Raw genomic sequence first — 16,588 nt, 5'->3', positions numbered from 1 at the left:
TATTGAATTATGCAACATGATGTGATATGATTTTGTTATCAAATGAGGTGTTGGTATGCAAACAAAGAATCGTATTTACATGGCTATTGATTTAAAATCATTTTATGCTTCAGTTGAATGTGTAGAAAGAAATCTTGATCCGCTTACAACAAATTTAGTTGTTGCTGATACAAGTAAAACAGAAAAAACAATATGTTTAGCTGTTTCACCATCATTAAAGCAATATGGGATTCCAGGGCGGGCAAGGTTATTTGAAGTTGTTAGTAAAGTTAAAGAAATTAATGCTAATAGAAAGCATAGTATTCGAGGAAAAGCTTTTCAAGATGAATCCTATATTGATACAGAGTTAAAAGAAAATCCTTATTTAGAGTTAACTTACATAGCTGCTCCACCACGGATGGCATTTTATATGGAATATAGTACACGAATTTATGAAATTTATTTGAAATATGTATCACCTCAAGATCTACATGTTTATTCAATTGATGAAGTTTTTATTGATGCAACAAATTATTTAAAAGCAGCAAACAAAACACCAAAAGAATTTGCTAAAATGATTATTCAAGATATTTATCAAACGACAGGTTTAAGTGCAACTGCTGGAATTGGTACAAATTTATATCTTGCGAAAGTAGCAATGGATATTGTTGCTAAACATGTGAAGCCAGATCATGACGGGGTCTGCATTGCTCAACTTGATGAAATGCGATATCGGAAATATTTATGGAAACATCAACCAATTACTGATTTTTGGCGAGTAGGTCGTGGTTATGCTAAGCGACTTAAAGAAGTTGGTTTATATACAATGGGAGATATTGCAAAATGTTCAGTTGGTAAAGATGATGAGTATTATAATGAAGAATTATTATATAAGTTATTTGGGATTAATGCTGAGCTTTTAATTGATCATGCTTGGGGATATGAACCATGCACAATGAAACATATTAAAGCTTATAAACCAGAAAATAATAGTTTTGGAGCAGGACAGGTTTTAAGTTGTCCTTATCCTTTTTTTAAAGGGAGACTTGTTTTAAAAGAAATGCTAGATTCACTTGCTTTAAGTTTGGTGGATAAGGGTTTAGTAACAAATCAAATTATTGTAAATGTGGGTTATGATATCGAAAATACGTCATCATATAGTGGTGAAATCACAACTGATAGATATGGTCGAAAGATTCCTAAACAAGCTCATGGAACGATTAATCTTGATCGATTTACATCATCTTCTAAGCTGATAAGAGAAGCAGTTTTAAAATGGTATGATAAGTATGTCGATAAGACTTTGACGATTAGGAGAGTAAATATATCGGCAAATCATGTTGTTGAAGAAAATATTGTGAAAGAAAAAGAAATGATTCAACAAATGGATATATTTACTGATTATGAGTTGTTACAAAAAGAAGAAGAAAAGCTTAAAAAAGATTTGGAAAAAGAAAAAAGGCTTCAACAGGCAACATTGCAAATTAAAAAGAAGTATGGAAAGAATGCAGTATTAAAAGGTATGAATTTTGAAGAAGGAGCAACTGCTAAAGAAAGAAATGGAACAATAGGAGGTCATAAAGCATGAAATCAAAAGATATACATAATTATGATGATATTATTGATAGACCTCATCATGTTTCATCTCATCATCCTCAGATGTCTTTAGATGACCGAGCTGCTCAATTTGCTCCTTTTGCAGCATTAACTGGACATAAAGAAGCTGTCAATGAAAAAGAACGATTGACTGAAAAGAAAAGAATTTTAGATGAACATCAAAAAGAAATATTGAATTTAAAACTATTAGAGAAATGTATGCATATTAAGGAACATCCTCAAATGAAGGTAACCTATTTTCAAGCAGATGAAAAAAAGTCTGGAGGAAAGTATGTAACTATTAATGAGGCTTTAAAAAAGATAGATGAGTATGAGAATCTATTAATTTTTATGAATGGTTTAAAAATTAATATTAATGATATTTATGAAATAGAATAGATAAATAAGAAAATGAGTTTCTTGCTAAAAGTAAGTTACTCATTTTCTTATTTTAAGAGCCTTAATTATAACAAAGAAATATAACAATGAAAGAAAAGGAATGTTTCAAACAATATGTAGAATACACATTGATGTATTTAATTAATGAGGATATAATAATGTGTGTTTAATGTAATAAGAATATTGATTATGGAAAAGGTGAATGAAATGATAAAAAAGAATATAATTATAATTCTTTCTTTATGTCTATGTTTTGTTTTGTTTGGATGTTCATCTCAGAAATCTGAAGAAACAAATCCTGAAACTGAAGAAATAATAAATAAGATTCCTGAATTTGAATTTCCAGATAGTTGTTTTAATCGTTTTTTTTCGAAAGATGAAAAAGACAATGTGTATTTTAAAGCTGGGAAAAAATTGTATAAGATGAATAATCATCAAAAACTAAGTGTTGTATCTGATTTGCTTATTAATAATAAATATTTAATAATGTATTCACAATACTATAATAACAGTATTTATTTATTGCTTTTAAGTGTTAATAGTGCTGTTCATCACAAACCTGGTATTGCAAAAATAAATCCCGATGGAACACATTTTGAATATTTATTTGATGTAAATAATACTCTAGATATTATAAATATGTTTATATATAATGATATCATCTATTTTAATCCTAGTACGGAAAATGAAAATCTTATTGGTTATTCACTTGAAGAACCATATAATCAGATAGATAGTAAACATTATTCTATATTTGATGAAAGAGCTCAACAAATCAAAGAAGCCTTTCCTGATTATCCTATTTCTTTTGAACAACATACTTATAAAGAAAGTATATACATGCGACATAAAAATGAAGATGAAAGTTTTTCAATCATACAATATGATGTAGAAAACAATCAAAAAATAGAATATCCCTTAGATCAAGATATAAAAGAAATTTGGTGTATAGATTTAATTGATGATTGCTGGTTTATTAGAACTGACCAAGCTATTTATGAATATAATATTGATTTTACAGTGGGTAAAAAAATATTTTCTGGAAATCAGCTTTCAACTTATACAATATATGATCAAGGGAATGGTAGGTATGATGTTCATTAAAATAAAGAATGTTGGTTCCATAAATAATGATCTGACATTTTTAAATAGAATATAAATTATTATATATAAAATATTATTTGTTTGTTTAATAAGGAATATGTGATGAAAAAGGAGATATAGATTTATGAATTATTTTGAAATAAAAAACAATACAATAGATGAAAGTGTAATCCATGAAATCAGACCATTTCTTATTGAAAAATGGCGTAAATATATGACTATTTTTATAGGAATATTTATGCTTTTTTTTGCGTTGTATGGACATACTTCTCCATATGACAGTGTAAGAGTAATAACAGCCTTTGGATTCCCACTTTTTATTTTTTCTATTATTCAAGTTATTAGAATGCCAATAATTGCTGAAAAAAGAATGTTACAAACCTTAGAAGCAATCCATACTGGCTCATACTGTTGTGATATAAGTTTAACTGAAAATGGTATAAAAATTAATAATTCATCTGCAGAAATTAATTACAATTACATTTCAAGAATAGTTATCACAGAAAGAACAATAGCACTTTTTACTAAAAGTAATGCTTGTTTAATTATTAGGAAAGATGGTTTAGAATTTAAAACTTATAATCAAATTGTTGATTTTTTACATTCTATCTGTAAAAATGCGAAATTGATATATAAATAAAAGATGATAGTTTAGAGTTATCTATTTACCAAAATGAAAATGATTATTGTATAAGCTATTTTTAAATTTAATAAAAACATATTTTCATTAAAAAAACATATAATTTTAAGGGTGATGACATGAAAAAATTAGTACCCTTTATTTTATTATTTGCATTATGTTCTTTAACGTTTAAACCAGTAATGAGTGCCACATCATCACAAACTCTAGCGAAGAAAGTGGTCGTTTTGGACCCAGGTCACGGTGGAATGGATAATGGCGCACATGTTGGAAATGTTAATGAAGATGAGCTTAATTTGAAAATCAGTTATGCCATTAAAGAGGAGCTAGAATCTCGAGGAGCAACTGTGTATTTAACGCGTAGTGATGATCAAGATATGACAAGACGTGATTATAATTATTCAAAACAAGATGATATGTATTTGCGAGCTTTAAAAATAGATGAATATAAGCCGGACTTATTTTTAAGTATACATTTAAATTCAGCATCATCAAGTGCTTGGGGATCACAGGTTTTTTATTATAAAAAAAGTAGTGATGGGGAAAGACTGGCAAAATGTATTCATGAAAAAATGAAGCCAGTAACGGGAACACGTAAAAATATATCTTCTTGTGGTTTCTATGTTTTACGTGCAACGCAATCATTAGGTGTATTAATAGAATGTGGTTTTTTGTCTAATGCAAATGAAAGAGGACAATTAAAAAATAGTCGTTATCATAAAAAATTAGCTGTTGCGATTAGTGATGGAATAGAAGAATATGAAAAATCATTGAGTGGACCAGTTGACATTTTATTGTAATGAAGTAGGAATAATGGTATGATTAAAGTAATAAAAAGGGGTCTTTTATATGAAAAAAATCATAAAATTATCATGCTGTTTTGTTTTATTGTTATGTTTAGGGTGTACACCAAAATCTCATTTGGATCCAGATAATCCAGTAACTGTTCATTTATGGAATTATTATACTGGTAAACAGATGGAATCTTTTAATGCACTTGTTGATACTTTTAATACAGGTGTAGGGAAAGAAAAAGGTATTGTTGTAGAAGTAACAAGTGTTGGAAATGTTAATGATTTAGGTAAAAATGTACTTGATGCAGCAAATAAAAAAGTTGGTTCATCAGAAATGCCTGATATTTTTGCCGCTTATGCAGATACAGCTTATCAAATTGATCAATTAGGTAAGGTTGTTGATTTAAGTGATTATTTTAGTAAAGATGAATTAGCTGAATATGTTGATGGATATATTGATGAAGGTCATTTTAATGATGGATTAAAGATCTTTCCAGTTGCTAAATCTACGGAAATTATGATGATTAATACGACTGATTTTGAACCGTTTGCAAAGGCTAAAGGAGTTACTTTAGATGATTTACAAACAATTGAAGGATTAAATGAAGTTGCCAAGAAGTACTATGAATATACAAATGGAAAAGCTTTCTTTGGTCGAGATGCTTTAGCTAATTATATGATTATTGGTTTAAAAGAATTTGGTCATGATATTGTGAGTGTTAAAGATGATCAAGTGGTTTTTGATTTTGATAAAACAATTGTAAGAAAGTTATGGGATAATTATTATTTGCCTTATATTCATGGTTATTATAAAGCAGAAGGTCGTTTTAGAAGTGATGATGTAAAGATGGGGAATATTATAAGTTTTGTCGGTTCTTCATCAGGCGCAACTTTCTTCCCAAAAAAAGTCATTATTAATGATGAAAAGAGTTATCCTATTGATGTTAAAGTTTTAAAAGCTCCAACTTTTAAAGATGGACAAGCTTATGCTGTTCAACAAGGTGCTGGTTTGGTTGTGACTAAGGGTGATGATGCACATATTGAAGGATCAATAGAATTTTTAAAGTGGTTTACGGATGTTAATCAAAATATTAAGTTCTCTATTGATTCAGGGTATTTACCAGTCAAGAAAGCCGCTAATGATATGGATTCAATTGAAAAAAATACAAAGATTGAATCTGAATTAATGAAAGAAGTTATTCAGGTTTCTGTTGATACAGTTAATGAAAGTAAACTTTATACAACAAAGGCTATTCCTAATGGAACAAGTTTTAGATCAAAATTGGAGTCAAGTTTAAAAGATAAGAGTGAAAAAGATCGTCAAGCAATTGCTAAATCTCTAAAGAATGGTCAAAATGAAAAAGCTGTTTTTGAAAAATATGAAAATGATCAAAATTTTGAAGCTTGGTATCAAGAAACATATCAAGCATTAAAAGAGATTATTACAAATGAATGAATTGTTAAATAAAAGAAAATCTTTATTTAGACGTGTTTTTATACCAATGTGTATATTAGTTGGCTTTATTATTTGTTTTATTGTTTCAATAGCGAGTTATTATGATATATTTGGTGAAATTAATGGGAACAGTCGTAGTTTATTTGATCAAGAAGTGACCAACCGTGCTCATTATTTAGAAAATGCAATGGTATCAAAATGGTCTAATATGGGATTTGAGATTGAACGTATTAATCAAGTGACACATGATTATATTGAAAAAAATCATGTTTCATTAAAACAGCTTGATCATTCTTCAAAGGATAGTCAAAAGTTATTAAAAGAGATTTCAAGTGAATTAATTACTTTACTAAGAAATAGAGGAACAACTGGAGTTTATTTGATGTTAAGTCAAGGAGATTTTTCAGGTAATAAAACACATTATTATCCAGGAATATATATTGTTGATAATGATCCTGAAAGCAAATATGAATCTTCAAATTCAGATTTATTATTAACCAGATGTCCAGTTGAGCTTGTTGATGATTTAGATATTTCAATGGATTCAAATTGGCAGCCATCTTTTGAATTTGAAAAAGATGATTTAGAGTTTTATGATGATATTTTTAAGAATTTTGATTTATCAGCAAAAGATGATGATATTGCCATAAGTGATGTTGGTCGTTGGATACCACCATATCAACGTTATGGAAGTGATACATATTCTATTTCATATATTTTACCACTTATTTATAATAAGCATGTTTATGGAGCAATAGGGATTGATGTTTCTTTTGCCTATTTACAAAAGCTTTTACCTTATCATGAATTAGATAAAGATGATAAAGCGGGATATATCTTAGCACTGCAACAAGATGATACACATTATCAAACATTATTTGTAAGTGGACCATATTATTCATCATCAATTAAACAGTTTTCTACTTTAGATATACCTAATGATAAAGTTAAATATATTCGGGAAAATGTTTATTGTTCACCATATCCATTAAAATTTTATAACTCAAATACACCTTATTCTCATGAAAAGTGGGTTTTAATGGGAATTGTTGATAAAAGTCAACTCTATGGTTTTACTGAGCATTTAGGTACTATCTTTTCTATTGCTATGTTTATTATTTTAGGAATAGGAACCTTGTTATCGTATATATTAACCCGTTATATTACGCATCCAATTGTAGATTTAGCTAATCATATTTCACAAACATCTGGTGCTATTTCAAGAGTGAATCTAGAAAGAACACATATTATTGAAATAGATCAATTGATTGAAGCTATTGAAAAAATGGGAAATGATGTTTTAGCATCAGCTTCTCGTTTTACGAATATTATTGAATTAGCTAATACTAAATTAGCTGGATTTGAATTGGATTATGTAAGAAATGAATTATTTATTACTGATGGATTCTTTGATATCTTCTTATTACATGATATTGATACAAAGAATTTAACAGTTGAACAATTTAAAAAGATATTTAAGATGTTTGATTCAGTTTGTCAACCAACAACAAAGCATAATGAATGTATTTATCATATTACATCACAGGGCGAACAAATCTATTTACGTTTAAGATATCATGAAACAAGTGAAAAATGTGTAGGCTTGGTCGAAGAAATTAGTGATATGATTAAAGAAAGACAAGTCATTGAACATGAAAGAGATCATGATGTTTTAACGGGATTAGTTAATCGTCGAGCTTTCCAAAGACAAATGAAACGTTTATTTAGTATTGAAATGGAACATTTAAAGATTGCCGCTTTGGTTATGATGGATTTAGATAACTTAAAATCTATTAATGATAAGTATGGACATGATTGTGGAGATTCTTATATCAAAGCTACAGCGGATATTTTTGCAAGATATTCACCTAAGAATACCATTGTCTCTCGTACTTCTGGTGATGAGTTCTATTTATTCTATTATGGTTATAATTCAAAGGATGAGATTAATCATCATTTACAAGAATTAAAGAATGCAATCGCTGTATCAACTGTTGTTTTACCTAATGGGGAAAGAGTAAGAGTCCATGTTTCTGGGGGAGTTGCTTGGTATCCTCAAGATTCTACACAATTTGAAGAACTTCAAAGATATTCAGATTTTGCTATGTATACAGTAAAACATACAGTTAAAGGGGAAATTGGAACATTTGATTTTGAGGAATATGAAAATAATGCAATTATTATGAAGAAACGTATGGATTTCCATGAGTTAATTGATCAAAATCGTTTAATTTATTATTTCCAACCAATTGTTGATATAAAAACCGGAAAAGTATTTGGTTATGAAGCTTTGATGCGTTCAACTCATCCTGTTTTAAAGAATCCTAAAGATATTTTATCGATTGCTAAGTTGGAAGCACAATTAAATAATATTGAAATCTTAACTTGGAAAAAGGCCCTAGAAAGTTATCAAACACTTTCTTTAAAAGGACAGGTTAAAAAGGAACATAAAGTCTTTATTAATTCTATATCTAATCAGTTTATTCCTGATGCTGATGTTTCAATAATTGAAGAACAGTATGGTTCTATTTTGGATAAAGTTGTATTAGAAGTGACTGAAGATGAAGAAAATAATGATGATTGTTTTTCTAAAAAGAGTGCAGTTTTAAAACGTTGGCATGCCCAAGTTGCTTTAGATGATTATGGTAGTGGATATAATAGTGAACGTAATCTTTTAATGGTTGATCCAGCTTATGTTAAAATTGATATGGATATTATTCGTGATATTGATAAAGAACCAGATAAACAAAAGATTGTGGAAAATATTGTATCTTATTGTCATGAAAGAAATAAGAAAGTCATTGCTGAAGGAGTGGAAACTGTTTTAGAGTTAGCACTTGTTTATCATTTGAAGGTGGATTATGTTCAAGGTTTCTTATTTGCTAAACCAGAACAAATGCCTCCTGATATTAATGAAGAAGCATTGATGGTTTTAAGAGAATTGAATAAATAAGTTGAAGATGGATCATACGGTCCATCTTTTTTAAAAAAAATACAAAAAAGTATTGACGAAAAAAATCGACTATGATAATATATTAGGGCAGTCGGCGATGGGCCTGTAGCTCAGTTGGTTAGAGCGCACCCCTGATAAGGGTGAGGTCGATGGTTCAAATCCATTCAGGCCCACCATTTAAAAACTGCACAATATATATGGGCCTGTAGCTCAGTTGGTTAGAGCGCACCCCTGATAAGGGTGAGGTCGATGGTTCAAATCCATTCAGGCCCACCATATATATATTTGAATTGGGGCTTTAGCTCAGATGGGAGAGCGCCTGCTTTGCACGCAGGAGGTCAGCGGTTCGATCCCGCTAAGCTCCACCAATTGCAATCTAACTCGTATCATTGATACGAGTTTTTATTTTTGAGTTTTATTGAATTTGATAGACCTTTGTGCTATGATATCTACAAGATAGTTGAAAAGTCGTAGCTCGTTACTGATGTAACGCTTTTTATTTATATAAGGAGAAAAAATGGAAAAATATATAAGTGCATTGTTGATTTCATTTTATGTGTATGGTTTTGCTGGATGGGTATGGGAATCTTTTATTTGTCCAGTGATTACAGGTGGGAAAATAAAAAATAGTGGTTTTTTAAATGGTCCAATTGTACCTATTTATGGTGTAGGAGCATTGAGTGTTTCTTTATTGTTCTCTGTTCATGAAACTTATTTATCTATTTTTATTGGCGGTGCTTTTGTTGCTTGTGTGATTGAATATTTCACATCATGGGCAATGGAAAAACTGTATCATAGACGTTGGTGGGATTATAGTGATAAAGCTTTTAATGTGAATGGGAGAGTTTGTTTAGAAGGCTTTTTGGTTTTTGGTTTATTTAGTGTAGTAGCTGTAAAGTTTATTCAGCCAGCACTCATGGAACGTATTTTAAATCATGGTATGTTGATGTTGGTTGTTGTTGCTACATCACTAACAACACTACTTGTATTAGATATGATTGTGACAATTATTGCTTTAGCGCATTTAGAAGAACGTTTGGATGGATTTATCAAAGATGTAGAAATGTATGCTGAAAAGGCATTTGATGGTTTTGAGTCAGGAAGAAAGAATTTCTATGATGTATTAGAAACATTAAAGATGAATGATAAGCCAGCTTATAAGAATTTTATAAAAGGAAAGAATTTGATGTATCATCGTATTATTAAAGCCTTTCCGGATTTAACAAATAAGAAAAAATAAAAGGGAGTTTGTATGAAAAAGTTTTTGGGAAATAAAACATTTTATTTAACAACACTATCAATTGCTTTGCCAATTATGGCTCAGCAATTTGTCACAAGTTTTGTTAATTTAATTGATAATATCATGATTGGGAGCGTTGGGAGCTTAGCGTTAACATCGGTTACTGTAGCAAATCGTATTTATTTGATTTTTAATTCAACACTTTTTGGAATATGTGGGGCAGCAGGAATCTTTATTGCACAATATTATGGGGCAAAGGATCATCGAAAATGTCAAAAGATTTTAGATATCAATCTTGCATGTGGGTTATTGGTAGCAATAGGATTTGTTATAGCGTTATTGATAATACCAAGACAGTTGATTGAAATCTTTTCATCTTCTCAGGCAGTTATTGATGAAAGTATGCGTTATATTCAATTTGCTGTTTTAACATACATTCCTTATGCTTTTAGTTTTAGTATTATGATGGCTTTGCGTGCTGTAGGAATTAATAAGATTCAATTGGTTATTGGAAGTATTACAGTTTTAACCAATACAACATTAAATTTTATTTTAATCTTTGGTCATTTAGGACTTCCTGCTTTAGGAGTACAAGGAGCAGCAATTGCAACATCTATTGCTAGATTTTTAGAATTAGGAATTTATCTTGTTTTACTTTTAAGAAAAAAATATTTATTTACTTTTTCAATTTCTGGGTTATTGCATTTAGATGTTCCATTAATACGTTCAATGATTAAAAAGGCCATCCCTTTAACAGCAAATGAAATTTTCTTTTCATTAGGACTATCAATTATATTCTTATCATATATGCGTTGCAATGAAAGTCTTATTCCAGCAATTAGTGTTGTTGATACAGTTATGCAAATTGCTTATATTATTTTTAGTGGTTTATCTAGTGCTGTTTCGATTTTAATTGGCAATCGTCTGGGGGCTAATCAGATTAGTGAAGCAAGGGATAATGCTTATAAACTTATTGCTTTTGGAGTTATGATAGCTATTGTTATTGCAAGTATTTTTGTATCGATTGCTCCAATTATTGCGTCATTTTATAATGTTGAAGATATTATTAAAAAGACGATTGTTACATTATTAACAATTAAATCTTGTTTATTACCAGTTTATTGTTATAATGCTTGTGTTTTCTTTACTCTAAGGGCTGGTGGAGATACTTTTTCTACAATGTTGATGGATTCAGGATTCTTATGGGGTGCTGGGGTTTTGATTTCGACAGTATTATCTATGTTTACAAATATTTCATTGGTTTACTTATTTACGATTGTAGAAGCTAGTGATATTATGAAACTTTTTATAGCAACCTATTTTTTTAAAAAAGGAAGATGGGCAAAGAATATAACAACGGCATAATAGGAGGAAAAATAATGGCAAAAGCATCAAAAGAAAATTATATTGTTAAAACTTTAAATGGAATGGCATATGGTTTTTTTGCAAGTTTAATTATTGGAACAATTTTAAAACAGGTTGGAATTGCTTTACATATTCAAGATTTTGTGACTTGGGGAAGTTTAGCAAGTTATTTAATGGGACCGGCCATTGGAGTTGGAATAGGGATTGTTATTGAGGCGAAGGGCTTAAATATGATTTCAGCGGTTATTGCTGGAGCTATTGGCGCAGGAACATTTTCTATTCATCAAGGTAATGTGAGTGTTGCAGTAGGAAACCCTATTTCTGCTTATTTAGCTGTAATTGTGGCAGTTGAAGCGACGAAACTTGTTCAAGATAAGACACCACTAGATATTTTATTAGTTCCTTTTACATCTATTTTATGTGCAGGGATTATAACACGTTTTATAGGACCATACATTAGTCAATTGATTATTTGGATTGGTGACTTAATTAATCAAGGAGTAGAAATGCAACCGATCTTTATGGGAATGGTTGTTGCTGTTTTAATGGGAATGGCTTTAACAGCACCTATTTCTTCGGCTGCGATTGGGATTATGCTTGGACTCAACGGTTTGGCTGCTGGAGCTGCACTAGCAGGATGCTGTGCTCAAATGGTTGGTTTAGCAATTATGTCGATGGACGATAATAGTATTGGAGATGTAATTGCGATTGGCATAGGAACAAGTATGTTACAGTTTAAAAACATTGTTAAACGTCCACTTATATGGTTACCACCAATTGTTGCAAGTTTAATCACTGGGGTTATTTCTTCGGCAATATTAGGAATCAAGTGTACAGCCGTTGGTTCAGGTATGGGAACTGCTGGATTGGTTGGTTTATTAGAATGTATCCAAGTAATGGGAACATCATTTTGGTTACCATTGATTCTTGTTGATGTTCTTTTACCAATAATTATTTGTTTTGGGATGTATCGCGCTTTTAGAAAACTGAATTATATTAAAAGCGGAGATTTGAAATTAACAAGATTATAATCATCTTTGGATGATTTTTTCTTTTATTCAAGATGAAAAGAAGCTATAATGGAAATGGTGAGAAAAATGAAATTAGAAAAATTATTAGAAGAAATAGATTATCAATTCATTCAAGGAGATTTATCACAAGAAGTCAGTCAAATAGACTATGATTCACGTTTAGTTGTGGATAACAGTTTGTTTGTCTGTATCCCTGGAGCAAATGTTGATGGACATGATTTTATTGATCAAGTTATTAATAAAGGAGCAAAAGTTATTGTTGTAGAAAGAGAAGTTCCTTATCAAGCAGGAATTACTTATTTACAAGTTGAAAATGCTAGAAAGGCTTTAGCTTTTTTATCATGTGCCTTCTTTGATCATCCTAGTCGTAAAATGACAGTGATCGGTTTAACTGGAACTAAAGGAAAAACAACAACTTCTTATATGGTTGAATCTATTTTACAAAATGCTGGTAAAAAAGTAGGAATTATAGGAACAATTGGTTCAATTGTGAATGGAAAATTTCAAAAAACAAAAAATACAACACCTGAATCATTTGAATTACAACGTTTAATGAATGAAATGGTAGAAAGTGGTTGTGAATATTGTGTTATGGAAGTTTCTTCACAAGGATTGATGTTAAATCGTGTAGCGGGAATTGATTTTGATTATGGTGTGTTTACCAATTTATCACCTGATCATATTGGAAAAAATGAACATTCTTCTTTTGAACATTATATGGCATGTAAGAAGATGTTATTTCAAATGTGTAAAGTCGGTATCTTTAATAAAGATGATGAACATTATCAAGATATGATTGATCAAGCTGCATGTCAAATCAAAACATATTCAATTCATCAAGCCAGTGATTTAAAAGCTACTGATATTCAATTATATCAAGGACAAGGAACTTTAGGAGTATCTTTCCAAACAACTGGTGAAATAAATGCAGCATTTCAAACTGATATCCCAGGACGTTTTAGTGTTTATAATTCATTAGTTGCGATTATGATTTGTCATCTTTTGAAAATCGAAACAAAATATATCCAAGAGGCATTAACAAAAGTACGAGTAAGAGGACGTGTTGAAATTGTTCCTGTTCAGCAAGATTATACAGTAATTATTGACTATGCTCATAATGCCTTCTCATTTGAGAGTATTTTAGAAACAATGGAAGAATACCATCCTCATCGTATTTATTGTGTTTATGGGGCTGGTGGAAAACGTGATAAAAAGCGTCGCTATGATGTTGGTGAAGTGGTTGCTAGACATCATGCGTATTCAATTGTGACAGCGGATAATCCACGTGGTGAAAGTACAAGACAAATCTGTGAAGATATCGTTACAGGGATTAATCGTGTTGGTGGTGAATATATCATTATTGAAGATCGTAAAGAAGCGATTCATTATGCTTTGGCTCATGCGAAAAAGGATGATATTATCTTATGTTTAGGAAAAGGGCATGAAGATTATATTATTTATGATGAAGTGAAAACACCATTTAGTGAAAAAGAAATTATTGAAGAATATTTTCAAAAATAGGACTGAAAAAGACTTTTCAATCATATAGTATCTTGGTGATACATATGAAGAAAGTCTTTTTTTTACTAGTGATAATTTTGATTGGTGGAATATTTTATTTTTCACAACAGCCACATATTCATTTTATTCAAGATGAGATACATCTTTCTTTACATGCTAAGGTTGAACCATATGATTATATTGAAGAAGTCTCACATATGGATATAGAAGAATTAAAAATAGATAATCAAGTTAATAATAATAAACTAGGAGAATATCAAATTCATTATCATTATAAAAAGAAAACATTCACACTCAAAGTCTTTATTGATGATATGTTAGCACCCCAATTTGAAGTCATCAATGCAAAAATACTAAGAAATGATAAAGTCAATCCCAAAAGCTTAGTGAAAAATATCCAAGATGATTCGAAAACAATTGTTTACTTTAAAGAAGATTATTTATTTAATGAAGTCAAAACATATAAAGTTTGTGTTGTTGTAGAAGATGCTTATGAAAATAAAACGGAAAAAAATGCTTATGTTTTAGTTGAAGATAAAGATCATGAAGCTCCAACTATCAGTGGATTAACCCCCATAACAATGTTAATTGGAGATGAAATAGACTTAAAAAAAGGAATTAAGGTTAAAGATGACCATGACACATCACCAAAGCTTACAATAGATGATTCTCATTTAAATATCCGTAAAGTAGGGGAATATGAAGTTTATTATCATGTAGAAGATAAAAGTGGAAATAAAGAAACCTATGCCAGAGATATTGAAGTTTTAAGCCAATATGCTAATCGAGAAGCAAGAAACGATGGACAAAAAACTTGTTATTTAACATTTGATGATGGTCCTTCAGTCAATACACCCAAAATATTAAAAATTCTAGATAAATATCATATCAAAGCGACTTTCTTTGTCACTGGAACTTCTCCTAAAGATGCACATTATATCAAAGAAGCCTATCAAAAAGGACATGCCATTGGACTTCATACGTATAGCCATGATTATGAATATATTTATGGTTCACTAAAAAATTATTTGAGTGATTTAAATAAAATTAAAGATGTGGTTTATGAACAAACGGGAGTGAATACAAAATTTATACGATTTCCAGGTGGATCAAGTAATTTAGTTTCGAAGAAATATAATGTGGGTATTATGAAAAGATTAACGAGAAAAGTCATTGATTTAGGTTATCAATATTATGATTGGACATCAATCAATGGTGATGGTGAAGGGATTAAAACAATAAGTGGATTAAAGAAAAAGGCAATAGAAGAAATTGGAGATAGAGAAGATATTATGTTTTTAATGCATGATAGTGCAAATCAAGAGAATACTGTAAAGGCATTGCCTTATATTATAGATTATCTTATAAAAAAGGGATATCAATTTGAAGTTATTGATGATAAGTCTCCAACGTTTCATCATAATGTTCAAAACTAAAAGAATATCTTGAGATTTTTTATAATATGCTTTATGATTATTGTGAAATAAATATTCATGGAATAAAATATTATAAAATTTATATTTATAGGAGGTATTATGGAAAAAACAGTAATGGATACGATTTGCTCATCCTTTGACAGTTTCTTTGATTCTGAAAAGAAGATTGCAAAATATATTTTAAATCATTATCAAGATGTTGTGGATATGACTGTTGGTGAATTAGCTTTAGCAAGTGGAGCAAGTGAAGCATCAGTGTCACGTTTTTGTAAAAAAATTGGAGTAAAAGGTTTTCATCATTTAAAAATTTCTTTGGCAAAAGAAATGGTTGATTTAGATACGAGTGAAGTCAAAGTTTCTAATCATATTTCTGCTGATGATATAAGTCAATCTTTGCAAAATATTTTGGCTAATAAGATTGAAGAATTAAAGCAAACAGTTTCTATGATGGATAATACCCAACTCTCAGAAATTTTAAATGTTATTTATCATGCGCATGCTGTTCAATTTGTAGCAGTAGGAAACACTATACCGGTTGCTATTGATGGAACGTTTAAATTCAATCAAATTGGAATCCCGGCTGTATCTTCAACGATTTGGGAAAATCAAATAGGTTATATTTATAATATGAAGAAAAATGATGTTGTGATTGCAATCTCTAATTCAGGTGAATCACGAGGTGTGATAACAGCTATGGAAGCAGCGAAAGAAGTTGGAGCAATTTCTATTTCAATTACGAATAATGATCAATCAACAATAGCTAAAGCTAGTGATTATCATATTACGACAGCTACACGTGAAAAATTATTTCTTGATGGTTATTGTTTTTCAAGAGTCTCAGCAACGACTGTCATTGAAATACTATACTTATTTTTAACATCAATGAAAGAGGATGCTTATAAATCTATTGCAAGACATGAAAATGCAATTGCTGGAGATAAGTTTTAACCAGGGTATTCCTGGTTTTTTTATATTTATAAAAGAAAATAAATTTCATATAAAAAGTATTGACGAAATTATAACATCATGGTATGATTCTTTTGTGAAATAAATTTTCATGAAAAGGAGATGTGA

General features: G+C 29.9%; 13 protein-coding genes and 3 tRNA genes. All 16 read left to right on the top strand.

The genetic code is table 11. From position 1 onward, the window contains the following. Window positions 1-55 precede the first annotated feature (55 nt). A complete protein-coding gene (locus EDD60_RS04325) occupies window positions 56-1,567 on the top strand; it encodes a Y-family DNA polymerase (protein ID WP_066447737.1) in 1,512 nt (503 codons plus the stop codon). After that, the gene (locus EDD60_RS04320; RefSeq protein WP_066447735.1) at window positions 1,564-1,974 is read left to right on the top strand and encodes a hypothetical protein; all 411 of its coding nucleotides are present in this window, start codon (window positions 1,564-1,566) and stop codon (window positions 1,972-1,974) included. The genes EDD60_RS04325 and EDD60_RS04320 overlap by 4 nt, the downstream gene beginning before the upstream one ends. 207 nt (window positions 1,975-2,181) lie before the next feature. Continuing rightward, window positions 2,182-3,078 (top strand): hypothetical protein, encoded by an 897-nt coding sequence (locus tag EDD60_RS04315; RefSeq protein ID WP_132226232.1) that lies wholly within the window; start codon window positions 2,182-2,184, stop codon window positions 3,076-3,078. 124 nt (window positions 3,079-3,202) lie between these two features. Further along, complete coding sequence (locus EDD60_RS04310; RefSeq protein ID WP_066449217.1) at window positions 3,203-3,718, top strand: YcxB family protein; 516 nt, start codon at window positions 3,203-3,205, stop codon at window positions 3,716-3,718. A 119-nt stretch (window positions 3,719-3,837) separates the two neighbouring features. Continuing rightward, complete coding sequence (locus EDD60_RS04305; RefSeq protein ID WP_066449215.1) at window positions 3,838-4,518, top strand: N-acetylmuramoyl-L-alanine amidase family protein; 681 nt, start codon at window positions 3,838-3,840, stop codon at window positions 4,516-4,518. Between the two features lie 49 nt (window positions 4,519-4,567). Then, window positions 4,568-5,968, top strand: a complete 1,401-nt coding sequence (locus tag EDD60_RS04300) for an extracellular solute-binding protein (RefSeq protein ID WP_066449212.1) — start codon at window positions 4,568-4,570, stop codon at window positions 5,966-5,968. Next, the gene (locus EDD60_RS04295) at window positions 5,961-8,921 is read left to right on the top strand and encodes a putative bifunctional diguanylate cyclase/phosphodiesterase (RefSeq protein ID WP_132226231.1); all 2,961 of its coding nucleotides are present in this window, start codon (window positions 5,961-5,963) and stop codon (window positions 8,919-8,921) included. The genes EDD60_RS04300 and EDD60_RS04295 overlap by 8 nt, the downstream gene beginning before the upstream one ends. Window positions 8,922-9,020: 99 nt before the next feature. Next, window positions 9,021-9,097: transfer RNA gene (locus EDD60_RS04290), tRNA-Ile, on the top strand. A 23-nt stretch (window positions 9,098-9,120) separates the two neighbouring features. After that, window positions 9,121-9,197 (top strand) — tRNA-Ile (locus tag EDD60_RS04285). 16 nt (window positions 9,198-9,213) lie between these two features. Continuing rightward, a tRNA-Ala gene (locus EDD60_RS04280) sits at window positions 9,214-9,289 on the top strand. A gap of 149 nt (window positions 9,290-9,438) precedes the next feature. Next, window positions 9,439-10,161: a putative ABC transporter permease gene (locus EDD60_RS04275; RefSeq protein WP_066449206.1), complete on the top strand. Its 723-nt coding sequence runs from the start codon at window positions 9,439-9,441 to the stop codon at window positions 10,159-10,161. 12 nt (window positions 10,162-10,173) lie between these two features. Continuing rightward, complete coding sequence (locus EDD60_RS04270; protein WP_066449204.1) at window positions 10,174-11,526, top strand: MATE family efflux transporter; 1,353 nt, start codon at window positions 10,174-10,176, stop codon at window positions 11,524-11,526. Between the two features lie 14 nt (window positions 11,527-11,540). After that, complete coding sequence (locus tag EDD60_RS04265) at window positions 11,541-12,557, top strand: PTS transporter subunit IIC (RefSeq protein ID WP_066449201.1); 1,017 nt, start codon at window positions 11,541-11,543, stop codon at window positions 12,555-12,557. A gap of 66 nt (window positions 12,558-12,623) precedes the next feature. After that, window positions 12,624-14,078 (top strand): UDP-N-acetylmuramoyl-L-alanyl-D-glutamate--2,6-diaminopimelate ligase, encoded by a 1,455-nt coding sequence (locus EDD60_RS04260; RefSeq protein WP_066449242.1) that lies wholly within the window; start codon window positions 12,624-12,626, stop codon window positions 14,076-14,078. A 44-nt stretch (window positions 14,079-14,122) separates the two neighbouring features. Further along, complete coding sequence (locus EDD60_RS04255; protein ID WP_066449198.1) at window positions 14,123-15,514, top strand: polysaccharide deacetylase; 1,392 nt, start codon at window positions 14,123-14,125, stop codon at window positions 15,512-15,514. Window positions 15,515-15,613: 99 nt separating this feature from the next. Further along, window positions 15,614-16,462, top strand: a complete 849-nt coding sequence (locus EDD60_RS04250) for a MurR/RpiR family transcriptional regulator (RefSeq protein ID WP_066449196.1) — start codon at window positions 15,614-15,616, stop codon at window positions 16,460-16,462. The last annotated feature ends 126 nt before the right edge of the window (window positions 16,463-16,588 follow it).

It is taken from the genome of Longibaculum muris, assembly GCF_004343035.1.
GTDB classification, from domain to species: domain Bacteria; phylum Bacillota_I; class Bacilli_A; order Erysipelotrichales; family Coprobacillaceae; genus Longibaculum; species Longibaculum muris.
This window is presented reverse-complemented; position numbering and strand designations above follow the sequence as displayed.

Bases quoted from the DNA above. Each gene is read 5' to 3' on its own strand.
- EDD60_RS04325 (WP_066447737.1), top strand. From the start codon at position 56: ATGCAAACAAAGAATCGTATTTACATGGCTATTGATTTAAAATCATTT.
- EDD60_RS04320 (WP_066447735.1), top strand. From the start codon at position 1,564: ATGAAATCAAAAGATATACATAATTATGATGATATTATTGATAGACCT.
- EDD60_RS04315 (WP_132226232.1), top strand. From the start codon at position 2,182: ATGATAAAAAAGAATATAATTATAATTCTTTCTTTATGTCTATGTTTT.
- EDD60_RS04310 (WP_066449217.1), top strand. From the start codon at position 3,203: ATGAATTATTTTGAAATAAAAAACAATACAATAGATGAAAGTGTAATC.
- EDD60_RS04305 (WP_066449215.1), top strand. From the start codon at position 3,838: ATGAAAAAATTAGTACCCTTTATTTTATTATTTGCATTATGTTCTTTA.
- EDD60_RS04300 (WP_066449212.1), top strand. From the start codon at position 4,568: ATGAAAAAAATCATAAAATTATCATGCTGTTTTGTTTTATTGTTATGT.
- EDD60_RS04295 (WP_132226231.1), top strand. From the start codon at position 5,961: ATGAATGAATTGTTAAATAAAAGAAAATCTTTATTTAGACGTGTTTTT.
- EDD60_RS04275 (WP_066449206.1), top strand. From the start codon at position 9,439: ATGGAAAAATATATAAGTGCATTGTTGATTTCATTTTATGTGTATGGT.
- EDD60_RS04270 (WP_066449204.1), top strand. From the start codon at position 10,174: ATGAAAAAGTTTTTGGGAAATAAAACATTTTATTTAACAACACTATCA.
- EDD60_RS04265 (WP_066449201.1), top strand. From the start codon at position 11,541: ATGGCAAAAGCATCAAAAGAAAATTATATTGTTAAAACTTTAAATGGA.
- EDD60_RS04260 (WP_066449242.1), top strand. From the start codon at position 12,624: ATGAAATTAGAAAAATTATTAGAAGAAATAGATTATCAATTCATTCAA.
- EDD60_RS04255 (WP_066449198.1), top strand. From the start codon at position 14,123: ATGAAGAAAGTCTTTTTTTTACTAGTGATAATTTTGATTGGTGGAATA.
- EDD60_RS04250 (WP_066449196.1), top strand. From the start codon at position 15,614: ATGGAAAAAACAGTAATGGATACGATTTGCTCATCCTTTGACAGTTTC.